The organism is Pseudescherichia vulneris NBRC 102420, assembly GCF_000759795.1.
GTDB lineage: Bacteria > Pseudomonadota > Gammaproteobacteria > Enterobacterales > Enterobacteriaceae > Pseudescherichia > Pseudescherichia vulneris.
Window position 1 is genome coordinate 72800 of sequence record NZ_BBMZ01000009.1, and the last position, 17229, is coordinate 90028.

Here is a 17229-nt window from a genome sequence, read left to right on the forward strand (position 1 = left end):
TCCGCGTAACAGTCACATCGGGCGATAATGTCTCAAGGGAATTATCCTGTTGGCGTGGGTGCCAGGCTTTTAATTTGTTGAGGTGAGGGATGATTTTAATTTCTCAATAAAAGCGCTCACCCTAAGGGGAAGATACCGGGTTGAGGGCAACACTGCCCAAATTGACAACGCCTGAGGCTCTGCGTCAGCTAATGCAATCTCAACCAGCGCACCCTCCTGAATCTCTTTCCTGACATCCCAGCGGGTGAGCTGGGCAATGCCCAGTCCCTGAACACACAGTTCTCTTACCCCTTCAACGTTGTCTGAGGTGAAACGTCCCTCAACGCTGACTCTGATAATTTCACCGTCACGTTCAAAAATCCATTGCGGTACGCTGCTGAGCCTCAGGCAATGATGCGTTGTTAAATCCTCAACGAACCGAGGCGTATCCTTGCTGTTGAGATAGGCAGGGGAAGCACAGATAACGCGAGGGTTATCGGTAATTTTACGGGCGATAAGAGTAGAGTCCTTTAACGGTGCGATACGGATAGCCACGTCGATCCCTCTCCCGACGATATCCACCACATCTTCGCTTAGCTGAAGGTCAATATTGAGCTTTGGATTATCTGCTAGCAGCTCAGGCACCAGAGGCAAAATATTACGACGCCCAAATCCTGAAGGAGCCGTTATTCTCAATAAACCTGCTGCGCCCTGCGTGGAAGGCGAGAACAGTGACTTGGCCCCGGTCTCTGCATCGATTAAAGCCCGGGCATAAGGCAGGAACTCCATGCCTTCCTGAGTAAGCGATACCGAGCGCGTGGTTCTTTGCACAAGACGTACGCCAAGCTCATGCTCCAGCGAGGCCAGGCGTCTTGAAACGGCCATCGCCGAAATATTCTGACGTTTCGCTGCCTGAGTCAGGCTGCGCGTTTCGGTTATGACCAAAAAGAGGGATACGTTTTGCAGATTCATAGCGACTCCGGTAGCTGAATTATTACGTCAGTCAGCTATTATCAAAAAAGGGATCAATTATAACGGTATTCGTTATACAGCCTTATCACTATGGGCTGTTTATAGCGAAAACGACAATGATTATATTGTGTTCACGATTCAAACTTAGCAGGAAGAACACATGAATACATTACCGCTTTTCACCCCCGCTCATATTGGCAAGGTCGCGTTGAAAAACCGTCTGGTGGTAGCGCCAATGACCCGCGTCACTGCCTCTGAAGAGGGCATAGCCAGCGATCGCATGAAAGCCTACTACGCAGATTTTGCCCGGGGTGGTTTTGGTCTGGTGATATCGGAAGGTATCTATATCGACCGCGCATGGTCACAAACCTATGCTTTTCAGGCCGGCTTAACCAGTGCGGAGCAGGTTGCAGGGTGGCGGAAAATCACTGATGCAGTACATCAGCACAATGGCCATATTTTTGCGCAAATCCAGCATTCAGGGGCGCTCTCCCAGGGTAACCACTTTTTGGCGGGAACCGTTGCACCCAGTGCCGTTCGTCCTGTCGGTAAGCAGATGACATTTTATCGTGGGGAAGGGCAATATCCTATTCCACGCGAACTCAGCGAAAGCGAAATTCAGGACATTATCAGCAGCTTTGGCGATGCCGCGTCGTATGCTGTTTTCGACGCGGGCTTTGACGGTGTGGAGATCCATGGTGCAAATGGCTATCTTCTCGATCAGTTCTTTACGGATTATACCAATCTGAGAACCGACCACTGGGGTGGCGATATCGCCAGCCGTCTTCAACTGAGCCTTAACGTCATTCGGGCCGTTAGGCAACGTGTAGGTCAGGCTATCCCGGTGGGTATTCGTATCTCTCAGGGCAAGGTGAATGACTTCTTCCATAAATGGGCGAACGGTGAAGAAGATGCGCGGATTGTATTTACGCTGCTTGCAGGATCCGGTATCGATTATCTGCACCTGACTGAATTTGAGGCCTGGCAGCCAGCTTTCCCTGATAACCCGCTGTCACTGGTTGAGCTGGCACGTAAGTACGCACCCCAGCTTACCATTATGGCCAACGGTAGCCTGCATAATGAATCACGGGCACAACAGGTGATGCAGATGGGGGCCGATTTTATTGCGCTTGGCCGTGGCGCGCTGGCGAATCACGACTGGCCTGAACGCGTGGCCGCTGGCAAAGAGATCCGTGAGTTTGACAGCACCCTTCTTGGGCCCATCGCCAATATTAAAGATGCCGAGCTTCCTGCCTGACTGTTGGTGAAAACCAAAACAGACCGTAAAAATTAACTAAAAATGAACGCAGGTAAGCCTGGATAAACGCCTCAATGCATTCAGGGCCACACCTGAACCAGCATGGTCTGTTGAATGGCTGAAACGATAAAGCTAAACCCCTCCAACCCCGCATTTTGTACGCAACTGTGCGGGGTGTTTTCATGTTTTATGCGATCTCATCCACAGCGTTCCCCTTTAAAGTGCGACCTTTCCCGTCAGGTGAACCTCGTCACATTTCTTTAACCTGCAAATCAGTAGATTTTCCGACGACACGTAATAATCGATTCAGCAAAAAGGAAGAGTGATGAAAATTAAACTGACGTTAACGGTACTTGCCCTGCTGATTTCTGGACAGGCAGCGGCTAAAACCTGGGTGCTGACCAGTGCTGAACAGAGCATGGATAAAGGAAACTGGAAAATTTCCAGCAGCGAGCTGAACATTAAAGACACGGCGTTCAGCATTGAGCAAAAAGTACTGCACGGTGGTAAGCAGGAGGGAAGTAAGATCCTTGTGATCACCAGTCAGGACGGGCTTACCATTACCCTGAGCCCGACGCGCGGCATGAACCTGCTGCATATTGAGGGCTTCGGCGCAAAAATGGGCTGGGATTCGCCAGTGAAAGAGGTGGTCAACCCGGCATTTATCAATCTGGAAAGCCGCAACGGATTGGGCTGGCTGGAAGGTTTCAATGAAATGATGGTGCGCTGCGGCTATGAGTGGACCGGGCACCCGGTCACTGCGGATGGACAGATCTACACCCTGCATGGAAAAGCAGGCAATACCCCCGCCTCGCAGGTCGAAGTTGAGGTAGCTGACGCCGCGCCGCATGAGATCCGCATTCGTGGCCTGGTCAAAGAGAGCACCTTCAAGAAGGCCGATTTGCAGACCATGACCGAGCTGCGCTATGTACCCGGCAGCAATAGCTTTAGCCTGCATGATGTGCTGACTAACCACGCGGACTATCCGCATGATTACCAGATCATCTACCACAGTAACTTCGGGATGCCGATCCTCGAAGAGGGTGCGCGGTTCCTTGCGCCGATCTCCAGCATCAGTCCGTTTAACGACTATGCCAAAGAGGGCCTGAAGACATGGCAGACCTATGCCGGCCCGACCAAAGGCTTCGATGAGATGGTGTTTAACATCCAGCCGCTCTCCGGGGAGGATCACCAGACTCTGGCGGCAGTGGTGAATAAGGCGGGCAACAAGGGAGCCGCTATCCAGTTCGATACCCGCCAGCTGCCGGTGCTGACGTTATGGAAAAATACCGATACCGTTAATCAGGGCTACGTCACCGGCATTGAGCCAGGGACTAACTATGCCTACCCGGTTACCATTGAACGTGAGCAGAAGCGCGTGAAGCAGTTAGAGCCGGGCGCCAGCACGCAGTTTGATTTGACCTATACCTTGCTGCACAGCAGCGAGCAGGTAGCGGACGTCGAGAAGAAAATTGCCGCTATTCAGGGCGAGACGAAAATCGAAGAGAACGCCACGCCGATAGCGAAAGAGTAACCTGTCTGTAGCGCTCCCGGACGGTTGCTCCGGGAGTGGACTGCTACAGCGATTCGCGCAGCAGCAGCGGGCTTTCGACGCGGATGGTATCGCTGTGCGTTTCCTGATTGATGATATGCAGCGCGCTCAGGCGGCCAATATCATAGTGCGGTAGCTGTACCGTCGACAGCGGCGGGAAGAAGAGATCGCCAATGCCCACCATATTGTCATAGCCCATTACTGCGACGTCCTGCGGGATACGTAATCCCTGGGCGAGCAGCGTCTGGTACACCATAAACGCAATGCGATCGTTACCGCAGATCACGGAGTCAAACAGCGGCTTGCCGTGACGAATATGCGCCAGCAGCTGGGCGGGCATATCGCGGTAGTGCTCATCGCCGAACTGCATATAAACGTGGTCGAGCGTATCGGGATCGACGTTGGCTTCGCGGCAGGCGCGCTCCAGTCCCTGACGGCGGCGAATAGTCGCCAGGTGCTTTTCAGGTAGGTGGAGGCAGAGCGGACGACGATAGCCCGCGGCCAGCAGCGCCTTCACCGCGGTGTACTGACCCTGCTCATCATCCGGAATGTAGCTCGCCACCGGCTCGTGCAGGCTTTCACAGTTTGCCAACACGCAGGGCAGGGTCAGCAGCTTGGTGGGCAGCGGAACCTGCCGTAGACCCATGGTGGTAAAGATAATGCCGTCCGGACGGTGGGAGAGCAGCAGATCCACCATGGTCTCCGGGCTATCGTCGGAAAACATGTTGACCACAAAACTGTTCCAGCCGTGGGCGCGGGCGGTCTCTTCGATAGAGAGGGTGATCTCTACTGAAAACGGGGTCGTCACGGTATCCAGCGCCAATACGCCAATGGTACTTGGCGAGGCATGGGCTCCCCGGATCTTCTTGGCTGATAAATCCGGCACGTAGTTGGTCTGCTCAATGGCCAGCTGCACCCGAGCCAGGGTTTCAGGTTTCAGCCGCTCCGGGCTATTCAGCGCACGGGATACGGTCATCAGCGATACGTTTGCCAGTTTTGCCACATCTTTCAGGGACGCCATGTGTCTTACTCCATCATTGCCGTGTTGCTTCAGGCAGTATAACTAAGTTGCTGATGTAAAAGGATCATACGCTATTCTTCCTGCTACGTGTTGCAGGCGGTAAAACAGAAATGTTGATCGCGATCTCATCCTCGCTATGTTAACGTTAACTTTTGTGATTAACATCATGAATCTCAGCAAAATGGCGTGAGCGCTGTCTTTTGTTAACGTTACCATTAAGGCATTACTCCAACATGAGATCGCCATGATGAAAGCCCATCATTCTCACAGTTACCCGTTACTCAGTGCCTTGCTGTTCTTCTTTTTTGTTACCTGGTCTTCCTCAGGCTCATTACTTTCTATTTGGCTGCATCAGGAAGTTGGGCTGAAAGCAGGGGATACGGGGATTATTTTCGCGGTGCTGTCGGTCTCCGCGCTGTTTGCCCAGATCTGTTACGGCTTTATTCAGGACAAGCTCGGCCTGCGCAAGCATCTGCTGTGGTATCTCACCACGATGCTGATCCTCTCGGGTCCGGCGTATCTGCTGTTCGGGCACCTGTTGAAGATTAACATCCTGCTTGGCAGCGTATTTGGCGGCATCTTTATCGGCCTGACCTTTAACGGCGGGATCGGCGTGCTGGAGTCCTATACCGAACGCGTGGCGCGTCAGAGCCAGTTTGAATTCGGCAAAGCGCGGATGTGGGGCTCGCTGGGTTGGGCTGTGGCGACGTTTTTCGCCGGGCTGCTGTTTAACATCGATCCAAAGCTGAACTTTGCGGTTGCCAGCTGCTCCGGGCTGGTATTTCTGTTGCTGCTGGCCCGGCTGCGGGTCTCCTCTGCACCCCATGCCATGCAGGAGGCGGTGGCGGGGGGCAAAGTGACGCTTCAGGACGCCCTGCGTCTGCTGACCCTGCCGCGCTTCTGGGCGCTGGTGTTCTTCGTCGTTGGCACCTGTATTTACGGCGTTTATGACCAGCAGTTTCCGGTCTATTTCTCATCACAGTTTGCCACGCCGCAGGAAGGCAATGCGATGTATGGCTATCTCAATTCGTTTCAGGTGTTCCTCGAAGCTGCGGGAATGTTTTGTGCCCCGTGGCTGGTGAATCGCGTCGGGGCTAAAAATGGCCTGATATTCGCTGGCATGGTAATGGCGATGCGCATGATCGCCTCCGGGCTGGTGGAGGGGCCACTGCTGATCTCCATTACCAAACTGCTGCATGCCGTCGAGCTGCCGGTGCTGCTGGTGGCGATCTTCAAATACAACAGCCTGAATTTCGATAAGCGCCTCTCATCAACGCTCTATCTGGTGGGTTTCGCCTGCACCAGCTCGGTGATCGCCTCGGTGCTGTCGCCGCTGGCAGGCTACAGCTATGAAAAATATGGCTTCGCCGAATCCTATCTCTTTATGGGACTGCTGGTGTTCGGCATCACCTTTATCTCCATGTTTTTACTGCGATCCGGCAACGCTTCGGCGGATCCGCAGGTCCCGCAACTTTCCGCTATCTGACTGACAAGAGTGAAGACTATGACCTACTCAATTGCTGACGCTGAACAGGAACTCAAGGTGAAGCACGATGCGCTTAACCTGCGCTGGTACCCACGCTACCATCTGGCCGCCAGGGCGGGCTGGATTAACGATCCCAACGGGCTGGTGTGGTTTGACGGCTGGTATCACGCGTTCTACCAGCACCATCCGTACTCTACCCAGTGGGGACCGATGCACTGGGGGCATGCGCGCAGTCAGGATCTGGTTCACTGGGAGCATCTGCCGGTGGCGATCGCCCCGGAAGGTCCGGAGGACAAAGATGGCTGCTTTTCCGGCTCGGCGGTAGTGGACGGCGACACGCTGGCGCTGATCTATACCGGGCACAAGTTCCACGGTGATGCCGATAACGAAGAGAATCTCTATCAGGTGCAGTGCCTGGCCACCAGCCGCGACGGCATCCACTTTGAACGGCAGGGCATTGTGGTCGATACGCCGCCGGGCGTGCACCACTTCCGCGATCCGAAGGTTTGGCGCGAGGGAGAGAGCTGGTACATGATCGTCGGTGCCCGCGCGGGCGAGACCGGGCAGGTGCGGCTGTATCGTTCAGCGGATCTGCGTCAGTGGCAGGAAGAGGGCGTTCTTGATGAAGCCGAGGCTGGAATGGGCTTTATGTGGGAATGTCCGGACTTCTTCACGCTTGGCGACAAGCGCGTGCTGATGTTCTCCCCGCAGGGCATGGCCGCGCACGGCTTTAAAAACCGCAACCTGTTTCAGAGCGGCTATCTGCTGGGGGACTGGCAGCCGGGGCAGCAGTTTGTCCGCGCCGGTGAGTTTATCGAATTGGATCACGGCCACGACTTTTACGCTCCACAGAGTTTCCTGACCCCGGACGGGCGACGCATTGTGATTGGCTGGCTGGATATGTGGGAGTCGCCGCTGCCGGAGCAGCAGGACGGCTGGGCCGGGATGCTGTCACTGCCGCGCGAGCTGAGCCTCAGCGCAGACAACCGGGTAGAGATGCGCCCGGCAAAAGAGGTGGAAAGCTTACGCCAGGGCTGGTATCCGTGGCCGGTCAGCACGCTGAACAATCAGCAGATTGGCGTGGCGGAAAATGCCGAGGCTATGGAGGTGGTGCTGAACTGGAAAGGCGCGGAGAGCACTGCCGAACAGTACGGCCTGAGCCTGGGTGACGGTCTGCGGATCTACGTCGATGCGCAGATGCAGCGCCTGGTGCTGGAGCGTCATTATCCGCAGCACGGTTTATGCGGGACCCGCAGCGTGCCGTTAACTCTCGACCACGATCTCCACCTGCGCGTATTTATCGACAGCTCGTCCGTTGAACTCTTTGTCAATGATGGCGAGGCGTGCCTCAGCAGCCGTATATATCCTGATGCCGGACAACGGGATCTACGTTTATTTGCCTGGAGCGGTAGCGCGTCACTGTCCGATGGCGGAGCCTGGCAGCTTGAATAAATAAACCCGTCGTCTGGAATAACCCGTCCCTGGCGATGGGCGGGTTAGCGTTGTCTTTATCGCCAAACGGTACCTCTACGTAATAAATAACTGGTTAACTCAATAATAAAAAAGGTCTCCCGATGAAAATAATCTGGGTCGGTTGTATGTTGACGTCTCTATTTAGCGGCGTGGTGTGTGCGCAGGATAGCCTTTCTCTGGAAGCGCGGCTGGCGCAAATGGAAAATCGACTGAAAGCTACCGAGGCGCGCGCCGCCAGCGCGGAAGCCGAGATCCGCGCTTTAAAGCAACAGGAGGCACCCCAAACGGTTGCCCGCACCACACCGGCAAAACCCACGCTACAGGTTAATGATACCGGCGATTTAAAATTCTATGGCGACGTTGAATTTAATATGGATGGAGCCAGCCGCACCGGCGGGCTAACATCGCTCAGAACCAGCGCCAATAAAAACTGGACGCCGGGTGAGAAAGAGCGCTGGGATATTAACGGGCGTATTCTTCTCGGTTTTGATGGCCTGCGTAAAGGGGCTGACGGCAAATATGCCGGTTTCAGCGTCCAGCCGCTGGCGGACATGAACGGTAAAATGAATCTCGACGATGCGGCTTTTTTCTTCGGTCAGCAAGATGACTGGAAAATTAAAATTGGCCGCTTCGAAGCCTGGGATATGTTCCCGCTGAATCAGGATACCTTTATTCAATACTCCGGGAATACCGCTAACGATCTTTACAGCGACGGTTACGGCTATATCTATATGATGAAAGAGGGACGCGGACGCAGCAACAGCGGCGGCAATTTCCTGCTTAGCAAAAACCTCGATAACTGGTATTTCGAGGTCAATACGCTGGTCGAGGATGGCAGTTCCCTGTTTGTCGATCAGAACTACCACGGTAACGCGCTGGATAACCGTAAAAATGTCGTGTATGTGCGCCCGGTGGCCGCATGGCAGTCTGGCCCGTGGTCAGTGGCCGCCGCGCTAGAGAGCAACCTGGTGAATAACGCCTACGGTTATCAGCAGGAGAATGGTCGCTTCCGGGATCAGTCCAGCCGCACCGGTTACGGCATGACCATGAGCTGGAATACGCTTAAGACCGACGCGGAAAACGGCGCGGTGGTGAATCTGAGCACCGCCTACCTTGATGCGGCTGACGAGAAAGACTTTAGCGCCGGTATCAATGCGCTATGGCACCGCGTCGAGCTGGGCTACATCTATGCCCACAACAAAATTGACCAGTTCAATATGACAGGCGTCAGCGCGGACTGCGACAGCGACTGCGCGATCTTAGCTCCCGGCCGCTACGACATTCACACCATCCATACCTCATGGCAGCTGCCGAACATTATGGATATGCCAAATTTCAACATCTACCTTGGGGCTTACGCCTCCTGGCTGGAGTCTTCAGCTGCGCAAACCGGCAACGATGACCAACGCTACGGCGCACGGGTTCGCTTTAAATATCTGTTCTGATGACAATTTAGGTAAGGGGAGTTTATGAAAGTCTGGGCATTAGGCGATGCAGTTATTGATCTGCTGCCGCAGGGAGAAATGCAGTACACCGCCTGTGCAGGCGGCGCGCCGGTCAACGTTGTCGTTGGGGCCGCGCGTCTGGGGTGCGAAAGCGGCTTTATCGGCAGAGTGGGCGACGATCCGTTTGGCCATTTTCTACGTAACACGCTGGCAGAGGAGGGTGTTGATACTCAGCCTATGCAGTTTGATGCGCAGCACCGTACCAGCACGGTGCTGGTCTCGCTCGGGGATGAGGGCGATCGCAGCTTTATCTTTCTGGTCGATCCTTCTGCCGACCAGTTTTTGACCGCAGACACGCTTCCATCGTTTGGTAACGACATTCTGCATTTTTGTTCCCTGGCGCTGGTGGCAACGTCCTGTCGTGACACGCTGGTACGGGCTATCAGCTACATCAAGCAGCGTGATGGCCTGTTAAGCTTTGATATTAATCTGCGTGCGCAGATGTGGCCCGATGCACAGGAGATGTTAGACACCGTGCGTCATTTTGCCCAGCAGGCCGACATCCTCAAGCTTTCGCAGGAGGAGCTGTATTGGTTGGCTGGCACCACGCAGCATGAAAAGGCACTGGAGATCCTACGCAGCTATCCGTCGCGTTTGAAGGTGGTGACCTGCGGTTCTGCCGGGGCGATTGTCTTATGGCAGGACCAGCTGGTTCAGGCAAGCGCGTTCCAGGTTGAAAGTTTAGATACCACCGGCGCTGGCGATGCGTTTATCGCGGGTTTACTGGCGAGCGTGGCACAGGGCAATACGTTAGTGGATCTGGCCCAGCTTAAGCAGGCGATAACGCAGGCCAGTGCCTGTGGCGCGCTGGCCACCACGGCGAAAGGGGCGTTAGCCGCGCTGCCTGATGCGCAGGGTATGGTGGCGTTCAGGCAGGCAGCCCAGCCGCTGCAGTTTGACATAGGGAAGATCTGCTAGCCTTTCGGGTGTTATAGTTTATCAAAATTGGCATTTAAAGATGAACATAATGGAAAAGAACTTCACACCCGAACAAATCGAGGTCCTGAATCGCGTTGTCTTCGAGCACATCGAGACAATGAAAGAGAAAGTCGCTGAAATTATTACGGAAACAGAAAAATCCGCTCACCAGCAACTCATGGATATCGGGTTCGATATGACGGATTTCTATCCGGCTAATAAAGATTTTTTGATGATGACACTCGTGCAGGCGCTTATAGACCGGGTGCACGGCGGTAATATGGCGCTTGCACAAAAGATGATAGCCCTGGAAGCAAGACGGCTTAACGTCAGTGTTCACGTTGAGAGTGAAAACCGAGATAAGTAGCGGTACTAAGTAGATTGAGGGGAGATATGAAAAAAAGTGTTCTATGGGGCGTTATAGCTTTAATCGTGGGAGGCGTTATCGGCTATGCCATAAACAGTATGACCATAGCGAAATACAATACGATTAATGCTACCTGCACGGTGCTTAATGTTGCAGTAGACAACGGTATGTTGAAGCCGGAGCAGGTTGTGACGCTTGGCAAGCTGACAAAAGAGAAGCTTGGCGATGCGCAGTCTGCAAAAGCCTTCCGCCTCGATAATAAGCAGATAAAGGCGGCTTCGGGATCGTCGAATTGTTCTCAGTTTATGGTCGGCATGAGCCAGCCTTAATCTGAGGTCGTCGCTACCGTAGATACTTCGCACCAGACCAAGCGTAGATGATGAAGAGTTCAGGCTAACCAGAGTAATATCACTTCTGATAAGTAATCATGAGACATGAAACTAAATCACTATTGTGAACTTAATTTCACTATAGTAAATTAGGGTGGATTCATTTTGTATAACGATACAAAGCAAAAACCACTTTAAGGTAGAGAAATCTTGAAAATCAGAATGTCACGGCTGGCTGAAGCGCCAGAAATTATCCAAATTTGGAAGAGTTCAGTAGACGCAACACACGATTTTCTGACAGCTCATGACCGACAAGAGATCGAAAAAGAAGTTGTCGGTTTTTTTTCAGAAACCCCTGTATGGGTTGCAACAAATCAGGATGACCAACCGCTAGGTTTTATGTTTTTACATGATGGTCATCTGGAAGCACTTTTTGTCGATGCTTCTGCTCGCGGACTTGGCGTCGGCAAGCGGTTGATCTCACATGCTTTAGCCCTGCATCCTGATCTCAGCGTCGATGTAAACGAACAAAACCAGCAAGCTGTAGGGTTTTATCAGCATATGGGCTTTCAGGTTTCTGGGCGTTCTGAGCTGGATAATCAGGGGAGGCCATATCCCCTGTTGCACCTAAGCAAAGCGAATGGGATGTAGCCACCGTGGTAGCAAAATATCATTGATTTCTTTGGCTAAAAGCGACGACGTAACAACAGCCCTGCTCACTATCAGGATTACTTATTTGGCACTCGCTTGCGAAGGTAAGGGCGAGACAGTCACCGGCTCGTAAATGATGGGTCTGATGATTGACTCGAAAATCAAGGCAGCCACTCAACATCCAAAGTGTTTGCCCGGAAAGATGCTCATTCGCAGAGGCGGGGATCGTCAGCTCACCCTTAGGAGGGATCTCAACTCTTATAAGTTCCGGGCATGCCCCCGCTGGGGAAAGAGACCAGCGGGTAATGCCTGATTGTTGATCCGTCCAATGCTGCTGCTCATGAGCAAAGAGAACAAGTGAGTTCTGGTGTAGCTCAAGCTCTGCAAAAAGTTTTGATAGCGTAATATTCATCGCGTTAGCTAAACGACTCAGTATCGTTGCGCTGGGGCTGGAGGTGCCTCGTTCAACCTTGCTAATCATGGCCTGACTAACGCCCGATCGTTGAGCAAGCTCAGTTATAGTCAAGTTGCGAGCTTTTCTGTGTTTAAGCAATAAACGTGCAATGTCGCTATCTAGTATCTGATTTTTAGATGTTTTATCCATTTTTACCCCCCCTTTGCCAGCCTGATTATGCCATTACATAAATTAGGCTGGAATAAATGATTGTATAAGTTCGAAAAAATTAGGCTTCCAGGAGGAAACTATCGCCTTTAAGAGTCCACATTATTATGAGAGCGTAAGTTTGTAACGGTTACTTCCGCTTTTGGCATCATCTCACTCTTCTTTATGCCGATAAGAAAGCACAAGCAAAGCCTCATCAAACGCATAGAAAACAAATTTGTTTTAAAGTTTCAAATAAATTTGATGTTACTATAGCCTCTGGGAACAAACGTGAGGTATGACGACAATGGCTCAAACCAGCGCTTCTGGGTTCATTAATCTGCCATCCGGCTATTTTGGGATGGTATTAGGCATTATCGGAACCGGCCTTGCCTGGCGCTATGCCGCTTCTGTCTATCCAGTTTCACCGGTGCCAGGCCTGGCGTTAATTAGTCTGGCTATCGGTATTTGGACTGTTCTGGCCGTTCTTTTTATCGCTCGTTTGATTCGCCATCCCGGCACCGTTATGGATGAGATACGCCACCCAATAAAAAGCAGTTTTGTCAGCCTGTTTCCGGCGACGACAATGCTTGTCTCAATTGGCGTTACACCGTGGGCGTATTATCTTGCACTGGTGCTGTTCGTCTTAGGAGCCGCGGCACAGCTGTTCTACGCATCCTGGCAAGGTGCAGGGTTATGGCGCGGCAATCATCCCGCAACGGCGACAACACCGGGGCTGTATCTGCCAACAGTGGCAAATAATTTTATCAGCGCAATGGCCTGTGGAGCGCTGGGGTTTCATGACGTTGGCTTGCTGTTCCTGGGGGCCGGCGTTATTTCCTGGATCACATTAGAACCGTCAATCGTGCACCGGTTACGCACGGCCGGAGAAATGCCCTTAGAAGTGCGTGCGTCGCTGGGGATCCAGATGGCCCCGGCGTTCGTGGCGTGCAGTGCCTGGCTGTCCCTTAACGGCGGCCAGGCAGACGTTTTTGCAAAAATGCTTTTCGGTTACGGATTGCTGCAAATGCTGTTTATGATCCGCCTGCTGCCGTGGTACTCAAAACAGCCATTTAACCCGGCATTCTGGGCGTTCTCATTCGGTGTCGCATCGCTGGCTAACACCTCTTTGCATTTGGGGCATAGCGCACCCGGTGGGGCGCTTTACGCTATATCAATTCCGCTGTTTATCGGCGCAAATCTGGTGATCGCGTTTCTTATGCTGCGTACGTTCATGCTGTTGATTAGGGGCAAGTTACTCATCCGTTCAACTGGGTAAGGAGCTAGCGGTGCTGTTACCAACTCGTTCCACGATCGCCTCAACTGTGATGTGCTGATGACATGACTTGTTTTACGTAATGTTCAATAACGATGTTATTTTCACGGCTCACTTGCGAAATAAACGTTTGCAGAGTATCCGACGGGGAGTGAAGCGTATTCGCAACAAGGGTATCGAAATCGCTCTGGGTGAAGCGGTCGCTACCTTTTGTTGTCGACCGCTGAAGCAATGTGTGGGCAATAACGTAAAGAACGGCTCGCCTGTAATCATTCGCAAGCAGAACCTCGAGATCGGCCTGGAAAATGTCAAACGTAAAGCTAAAGCTCACAATACCTGAGTCGACAGGTAGGGAGTAGGTCAGCCTGTCACCTAACCGATCGACATGAGGTTCATATCCGTCACCCATAAGCCGTATTGGCTGCATAGCAATGCTTCTCCTTCATCAAATCGCGTTTGCACAAAGTAACCGACCGTTATTCAGGCCTGCCAATGTTAAGCTCGTACACGACACAGGGCACATCGTAGTGCTGTTCTACTGCCTTGTACGTCATGCCTAGCCGTTGCATCACACGCTGCGAGGGAATATTTTCCGGATCGGCCACGGCAACCAAATAGGTTGCGCCTACCTGTTCCGCTGCGAAATCAACGATCGCTTTCGCGGCCTCTGTTGCGTAACCTTTACCATTGTGTTCCGGGACGAGACGCCAGCCAATCTCTAATGGCGCGCCCTCTACGTTTGCCAGGTACTGGAGGCATGCTGCACCAACGATAGCCCAGGAAGCCTTCTCGATGATAGCCCACCATGAGAACCCGTATTTGTCCCAGCGGGCTTGTACACGTCGGATACCTTCCCATGTCTCTTCAGGCGTTTTAACAATACCGTTATTGATATAACGCATCACGCTGGGGTCGCTATCCATTACCCGTAGGCCTTCGTAATGTGAGTCATGATAGGGCTCAAGCCGTAAACGGGCTGTTTCTACATTCATGGGCTACTCCGTGTTGCGTGAAGCCGTATTCCGAAGACCGAGTATGGGTAACAAACAAGTTAAACCATCTCTTGTGTGGTAGCTATTTTTGCAAAGCCAGCCGCAAGGAGACCAAGCGTCACATCGAAAATGGTTTTGGCTTCAAGGTTAGGCTCTTCAAGCGCAAAGCTGATTACTGCATCCTTTACCACCGTCATTTTTAAACCTAAATCCGCGCCAGCCCTGACGGTAGAGTTCACACAAAAACCGGCTACGGCACCAATAACAATGCACTCGTCAATAGGGTTGCTTTTCAGGTGAGAAAAGAGATCGGTTGAGCTGAATGCCGATGAAGTGTGTTTTATGAATACAGATTCACCTTGCTCCTCCTCAAATCCTTCCATGACTTGAGCGAGGGGGGAGGTGGGGTGCAATAACGATCCCTCTTCACGCGTGTGATGGCGAATATGAATAACAGGGGCACCCGCGCAGCGGAATTTTTTTAATATGCTCTCCATGTTATGAATGGCATTATCAGGATACATTTCAACGCCATTATTGACTCTGTCTACAATAAATTTTTGCATATCGATGATAATCAGGGCCGCAGTCATCACTTTTCCTTTTAATCTACTTGGACGGCGAAAAGACATAAGCCATCCTATCTGAACACATTAATTGAGTCAGCCACTAAAATTTGTTGCAGGGTTGACATACGTCGTCCAAAAGCCGTATTAACTGCATGCCATTCTGCACGTACATTGAGCCGTTATGACAATGCTTTGATGATCTTCTCTATCTTCCAGGTCATTACACAGCCTAAACAAACCATGACGAACCACGGGATTGACGAGCCGCAAAAATAGTTGTCGCTGATAATTTGCCCTAAAGCGAGACTCGTGTAGATCGATGCAAAAAGACACCAATACTTTATCAATCGCGTCATGCTGAACATTCGGATAGACCTTTAATCTGAAGAAGATCCTCAAACTGTCTACCTGGCTTTATGAAAAGGCAATAACCCCTACTAAACTTGGTGTCTTTTGGGGTTGAGGATAGAATCAAAAGGCTTAAAAAATAGACTGCTTGTATTGAAGAAAAGCTTAATTTTCCAATGCAGCAACGATGACGGGTTCCAGTTTCTCCGGCGTGGTGAACGGCGCAAAACGCTTGAGCGGTTTGCCATCGCGTCCGACCAGGAACTTAGTAAAATTCCACTTGATCCGCCCACCCAGCATGCCGGGCAATTCGTCTTTTAGGTAACGAAACACCGGATGCGCGTTAGCACCGTTGACCTCAACTTTTTCGAACATGAGAAAGCTCACCCCATAGTTGATCTGGCAGGTCTGAGCGATCTCATCGATGCCACCGGGTTCCTGTTTTCCAAATTGATTACACGGGAAACCCAGCACGACCAAACCGTGGGCGGCATACGTCTTATAAAGCCTTTCCAGACCAGCGTACTGTGGCGTGAAGCCACAATGGCTGGCGGTATTCACCACCAGAACCAGCTTGCCTGCGTAGTCGGCCATCGAGATAGGCTGCCCATGCAAGCTGGTGGCGGTGAGTTGATAGAACGTGGTCATCAAGAGATCCTTAAAGCCGAACCAGGTGGCTTGACAGAAACTATACAGCCTTGTATATCTCATAAGAGAGAATTAATTCTCTTTTTTGAGACGATGGTATGGATAATCAAGATTACAGACAAAGATTAGCGGCGCGTCTGGCTGCACTCCGCTTGCAGCACAACCGAACTCTTGAAGAGCTTTCATCTGTATCGGGTATTAGCAGAGCCACCTTATCACGGATTGAACGTGGTGAGGTCAGCCCTACAGCTGAAGTTCTAAATCAACTCTGTATCGTGTACGGAATGACGATGTCCCGGCTTCTGGCTGAGGTTGAACAAACAGCAGATAATCTTTTCAGGGTGGAAGAACAACCCGTGTGGCGAGATGAGCGCAATGGATTTGAACGGCGAATGCTGTTACCGCCCTCTAATCAATTTAGATGCGAACTTATTGAGGGAAAATTGCGTCCAGGCGCTTACATCGAATATCTACACCCGCCGGTGCAGGGGCTTGAACAATATATATGGTTATATGCAGGCGGTTTAACTATCAAGTTAGATACGGAAACATGGTCGTTAAAAAAAGGCGACAGTTTACGCTTTCATCTGTCAGGAACCTCATCATTCAGCGCTCATGAGACACTGGGTGCACATTATCTTTTAGTGGTATGTAAATCATGATCAAATATGAATTTATGAGTGCTGCCGAGGCACATGAAAAATTAAGAGAATTAGGGGACGTACTGCAGGCTTGTGTACAAGACGGTGCGAGCGTGGGTTTTACCCATCCAGACGATCGTCAGGCTATCGACCGCTTCTGGAAGGATAAAGTCAACGGCCTGGCCAACCAGGAGTGTGAATTGCTCATTGCCCGCGATGACAATAGTCTCGTTGGCACAGTGATGATTAACTATTGTGGTATGCCAAACGGCAGTCATCGTGCTGAAATTTCCAAATTACTCGTCCACCCGCACGCGCGCCGTCAGGGTATTGCCAGACAATTAATGAATCAGGCAGAGCAAAGAGCGTGGGAAAAAGGATTATCTCTACTCGTACTGGATACACGCAGCGGCGATGTCGCCAGCACATTATATCTTTCATTAGGCTGGCAGATAGCCGGCTCCATTCCCTGTTATGCAGAGTCTATTGAGCACACCCTGGATGCGACCACCTACATGTATAAAATGGATCATACCCTAAGCAACTCTTAACCGCTGTGCAGGGATCTCTCCGAACCTGATATTTTGTAAGGAGTGCACCTGTTGCAGTGATGCTAACAGCAACGAAGACAGGTAACTTCCGT

At 51.8% G+C, this 17229-nt stretch carries 19 protein-coding genes; 12 read left to right on the forward strand and 7 right to left on the reverse strand.

All coding sequences use genetic code 11. The annotated features are described in order from the left end of the window. Positions 1 to 69: 69 nt before the first annotated feature. Positions 70 to 951, reverse strand: a complete 882-nt coding sequence (locus EV102420_RS08295; protein ID WP_042390851.1) for a LysR family transcriptional regulator — start codon at positions 949 to 951, stop codon at positions 70 to 72. A gap of 160 nt (positions 952 to 1111) precedes the next feature. On the opposite strand from EV102420_RS08295, the gene EV102420_RS08300 reads away from it, so the two are divergent. Both EV102420_RS08300 and EV102420_RS08305 read left to right on the forward strand, forming a co-directional pair. After that, positions 1112 to 2209 carry an oxidoreductase gene (locus EV102420_RS08300; protein ID WP_042390853.1) on the forward strand — a complete coding sequence of 366 codons (1098 nt, stop codon included), beginning with the start codon at positions 1112 to 1114 and terminating at the stop codon, positions 2207 to 2209. Between the two features lie 325 nt (positions 2210 to 2534). Next, the gene (locus EV102420_RS08305; RefSeq protein ID WP_042390855.1) at positions 2535 to 3743 is read left to right on the forward strand and encodes an aldose 1-epimerase family protein; all 1209 of its coding nucleotides are present in this window, start codon (positions 2535 to 2537) and stop codon (positions 3741 to 3743) included. A gap of 43 nt (positions 3744 to 3786) precedes the next feature. On the opposite strand, the gene EV102420_RS08310 is transcribed toward EV102420_RS08305, so the two are convergent. Then, entirely contained in the window at positions 3787 to 4782 is a 996-nt protein-coding gene (locus EV102420_RS08310) for a LacI family DNA-binding transcriptional regulator (protein ID WP_042390857.1), read from the reverse strand. A gap of 244 nt (positions 4783 to 5026) precedes the next feature. Between EV102420_RS08310 and EV102420_RS08315 the strand changes: the two genes are divergently transcribed. The 7 genes from EV102420_RS08315 to EV102420_RS08345 all read left to right on the forward strand — a co-directional run bounded on the left by EV102420_RS08315 (position 5027) and on the right by EV102420_RS08345 (position 11511). Continuing rightward, on the forward strand, positions 5027 to 6268 hold the full coding sequence (locus tag EV102420_RS08315; protein WP_042390859.1) for an MFS transporter: 1242 nt from the start codon (positions 5027 to 5029) through the stop codon (positions 6266 to 6268). Positions 6269 to 6286: 18 nt separating this feature from the next. After that, positions 6287 to 7720, forward strand: a complete 1434-nt coding sequence (locus EV102420_RS08320; RefSeq protein ID WP_042390861.1) for a glycoside hydrolase family 32 protein — start codon at positions 6287 to 6289, stop codon at positions 7718 to 7720. Positions 7721 to 7842: 122 nt separating this feature from the next. Beyond that, the gene (locus tag EV102420_RS08325) at positions 7843 to 9186 is read left to right on the forward strand and encodes a carbohydrate porin (protein ID WP_042390864.1); all 1344 of its coding nucleotides are present in this window, start codon (positions 7843 to 7845) and stop codon (positions 9184 to 9186) included. 24 nt (positions 9187 to 9210) lie between these two features. Next, positions 9211 to 10164, forward strand: a complete 954-nt coding sequence (locus EV102420_RS08330) for a PfkB family carbohydrate kinase (protein ID WP_042390865.1) — start codon at positions 9211 to 9213, stop codon at positions 10162 to 10164. A gap of 49 nt (positions 10165 to 10213) precedes the next feature. Continuing rightward, positions 10214 to 10531 carry a hypothetical protein gene (locus EV102420_RS08335; protein WP_042390868.1) on the forward strand — a complete coding sequence of 106 codons (318 nt, stop codon included), beginning with the start codon at positions 10214 to 10216 and terminating at the stop codon, positions 10529 to 10531. Between the two features lie 26 nt (positions 10532 to 10557). Next, a complete protein-coding gene (locus EV102420_RS08340) occupies positions 10558 to 10860 on the forward strand; it encodes a hypothetical protein (protein ID WP_042390869.1) in 303 nt (100 codons plus the stop codon). Between the two features lie 207 nt (positions 10861 to 11067). Then, positions 11068 to 11511 carry an acetyltransferase gene (locus EV102420_RS08345; RefSeq protein WP_042390871.1) on the forward strand — a complete coding sequence of 148 codons (444 nt, stop codon included), beginning with the start codon at positions 11068 to 11070 and terminating at the stop codon, positions 11509 to 11511. Between the two features lie 19 nt (positions 11512 to 11530). Here the strand turns inward: EV102420_RS08345 and EV102420_RS08350 are convergent, their stop codons facing one another. Continuing rightward, positions 11531 to 12115, reverse strand: a complete 585-nt coding sequence (locus tag EV102420_RS08350; RefSeq protein WP_042390872.1) for a helix-turn-helix domain-containing protein — start codon at positions 12113 to 12115, stop codon at positions 11531 to 11533. 304 nt (positions 12116 to 12419) lie between these two features. On the opposite strand from EV102420_RS08350, the gene tehA reads away from it, so the two are divergent. After that, the gene (gene tehA / locus EV102420_RS08355; protein WP_042390873.1) at positions 12420 to 13391 is read left to right on the forward strand and encodes a dicarboxylate transporter/tellurite-resistance protein TehA; all 972 of its coding nucleotides are present in this window, start codon (positions 12420 to 12422) and stop codon (positions 13389 to 13391) included. A gap of 40 nt (positions 13392 to 13431) precedes the next feature. Here tehA and EV102420_RS08360 read toward each other — a convergent pair whose 3' ends face one another. The 4 genes from EV102420_RS08360 to EV102420_RS08375 all read right to left on the reverse strand — a co-directional run bounded on the left by EV102420_RS08360 (position 13432) and on the right by EV102420_RS08375 (position 15945). Continuing rightward, the gene (locus tag EV102420_RS08360) at positions 13432 to 13815 is read right to left on the reverse strand and encodes a hypothetical protein (RefSeq protein ID WP_042390874.1); all 384 of its coding nucleotides are present in this window, start codon (positions 13813 to 13815) and stop codon (positions 13432 to 13434) included. Between the two features lie 49 nt (positions 13816 to 13864). Then, positions 13865 to 14380, reverse strand: a complete 516-nt coding sequence (locus tag EV102420_RS08365) for a GNAT family N-acetyltransferase (RefSeq protein ID WP_042390878.1) — start codon at positions 14378 to 14380, stop codon at positions 13865 to 13867. Positions 14381 to 14439: 59 nt separating this feature from the next. Next, positions 14440 to 15012, reverse strand: coding sequence for an isochorismatase family protein (locus EV102420_RS08370; RefSeq protein ID WP_255211663.1), 573 nt, complete (start codon positions 15010 to 15012; stop codon positions 14440 to 14442). A gap of 450 nt (positions 15013 to 15462) precedes the next feature. Further along, positions 15463 to 15945 carry a glutathione peroxidase gene (locus EV102420_RS08375; protein WP_042390882.1) on the reverse strand — a complete coding sequence of 161 codons (483 nt, stop codon included), beginning with the start codon at positions 15943 to 15945 and terminating at the stop codon, positions 15463 to 15465. A gap of 98 nt (positions 15946 to 16043) precedes the next feature. Here EV102420_RS08375 and EV102420_RS21255 point away from each other — a divergent pair, with 98 nt between their 5' ends. Both EV102420_RS21255 and EV102420_RS08380 read left to right on the forward strand, forming a co-directional pair. After that, positions 16044 to 16607 (forward strand): helix-turn-helix domain-containing protein, encoded by a 564-nt coding sequence (locus EV102420_RS21255; protein WP_072015215.1) that lies wholly within the window; start codon positions 16044 to 16046, stop codon positions 16605 to 16607. Further along, positions 16604 to 17137 carry a GNAT family N-acetyltransferase gene (locus tag EV102420_RS08380; RefSeq protein ID WP_042390884.1) on the forward strand — a complete coding sequence of 178 codons (534 nt, stop codon included), beginning with the start codon at positions 16604 to 16606 and terminating at the stop codon, positions 17135 to 17137. Before EV102420_RS21255 ends, EV102420_RS08380 begins: the two co-directional genes overlap by 4 nt. The last annotated feature ends 92 nt before the right edge of the window (positions 17138 to 17229 follow it).

What these genes read in the sequence shown, in the direction of transcription:
- EV102420_RS08330 (WP_042390865.1), top strand. Translation starts at nt 9,211, where the DNA reads ATGAAAGTCTGGGCATTAGGCGATGCAGTTATTGATCTGCTGCCGCAG.
- EV102420_RS08325 (WP_042390864.1), top strand. Translation starts at nt 7,843, where the DNA reads ATGAAAATAATCTGGGTCGGTTGTATGTTGACGTCTCTATTTAGCGGC.
- EV102420_RS08300 (WP_042390853.1), top strand. Translation starts at nt 1,112, where the DNA reads ATGAATACATTACCGCTTTTCACCCCCGCTCATATTGGCAAGGTCGCG.
- EV102420_RS08360 (WP_042390874.1), bottom strand. Translation starts at nt 13,815, where the DNA reads ATGCAGCCAATACGGCTTATGGGTGACGGATATGAACCTCATGTCGAT.
- EV102420_RS08305 (WP_042390855.1), top strand. Translation starts at nt 2,535, where the DNA reads ATGAAAATTAAACTGACGTTAACGGTACTTGCCCTGCTGATTTCTGGA.
- EV102420_RS08335 (WP_042390868.1), top strand. Translation starts at nt 10,214, where the DNA reads ATGGAAAAGAACTTCACACCCGAACAAATCGAGGTCCTGAATCGCGTT.
- EV102420_RS08340 (WP_042390869.1), top strand. Translation starts at nt 10,558, where the DNA reads ATGAAAAAAAGTGTTCTATGGGGCGTTATAGCTTTAATCGTGGGAGGC.
- EV102420_RS08365 (WP_042390878.1), bottom strand. Translation starts at nt 14,380, where the DNA reads ATGAATGTAGAAACAGCCCGTTTACGGCTTGAGCCCTATCATGACTCA.
- EV102420_RS21255 (WP_072015215.1), top strand. Translation starts at nt 16,044, where the DNA reads ATGGATAATCAAGATTACAGACAAAGATTAGCGGCGCGTCTGGCTGCA.
- EV102420_RS08350 (WP_042390872.1), bottom strand. Translation starts at nt 12,115, where the DNA reads ATGGATAAAACATCTAAAAATCAGATACTAGATAGCGACATTGCACGT.
- EV102420_RS08295 (WP_042390851.1), bottom strand. Translation starts at nt 951, where the DNA reads ATGAATCTGCAAAACGTATCCCTCTTTTTGGTCATAACCGAAACGCGC.
- EV102420_RS08315 (WP_042390859.1), top strand. Translation starts at nt 5,027, where the DNA reads ATGATGAAAGCCCATCATTCTCACAGTTACCCGTTACTCAGTGCCTTG.
- EV102420_RS08320 (WP_042390861.1), top strand. Translation starts at nt 6,287, where the DNA reads ATGACCTACTCAATTGCTGACGCTGAACAGGAACTCAAGGTGAAGCAC.
- tehA (WP_042390873.1), top strand. Translation starts at nt 12,420, where the DNA reads ATGGCTCAAACCAGCGCTTCTGGGTTCATTAATCTGCCATCCGGCTAT.
- EV102420_RS08375 (WP_042390882.1), bottom strand. Translation starts at nt 15,945, where the DNA reads ATGACCACGTTCTATCAACTCACCGCCACCAGCTTGCATGGGCAGCCT.
- EV102420_RS08370 (WP_255211663.1), bottom strand. Translation starts at nt 15,012, where the DNA reads ATGTCTTTTCGCCGTCCAAGTAGATTAAAAGGAAAAGTGATGACTGCG.
- EV102420_RS08380 (WP_042390884.1), top strand. Translation starts at nt 16,604, where the DNA reads ATGATCAAATATGAATTTATGAGTGCTGCCGAGGCACATGAAAAATTA.
- EV102420_RS08310 (WP_042390857.1), bottom strand. Translation starts at nt 4,782, where the DNA reads ATGGCGTCCCTGAAAGATGTGGCAAAACTGGCAAACGTATCGCTGATG.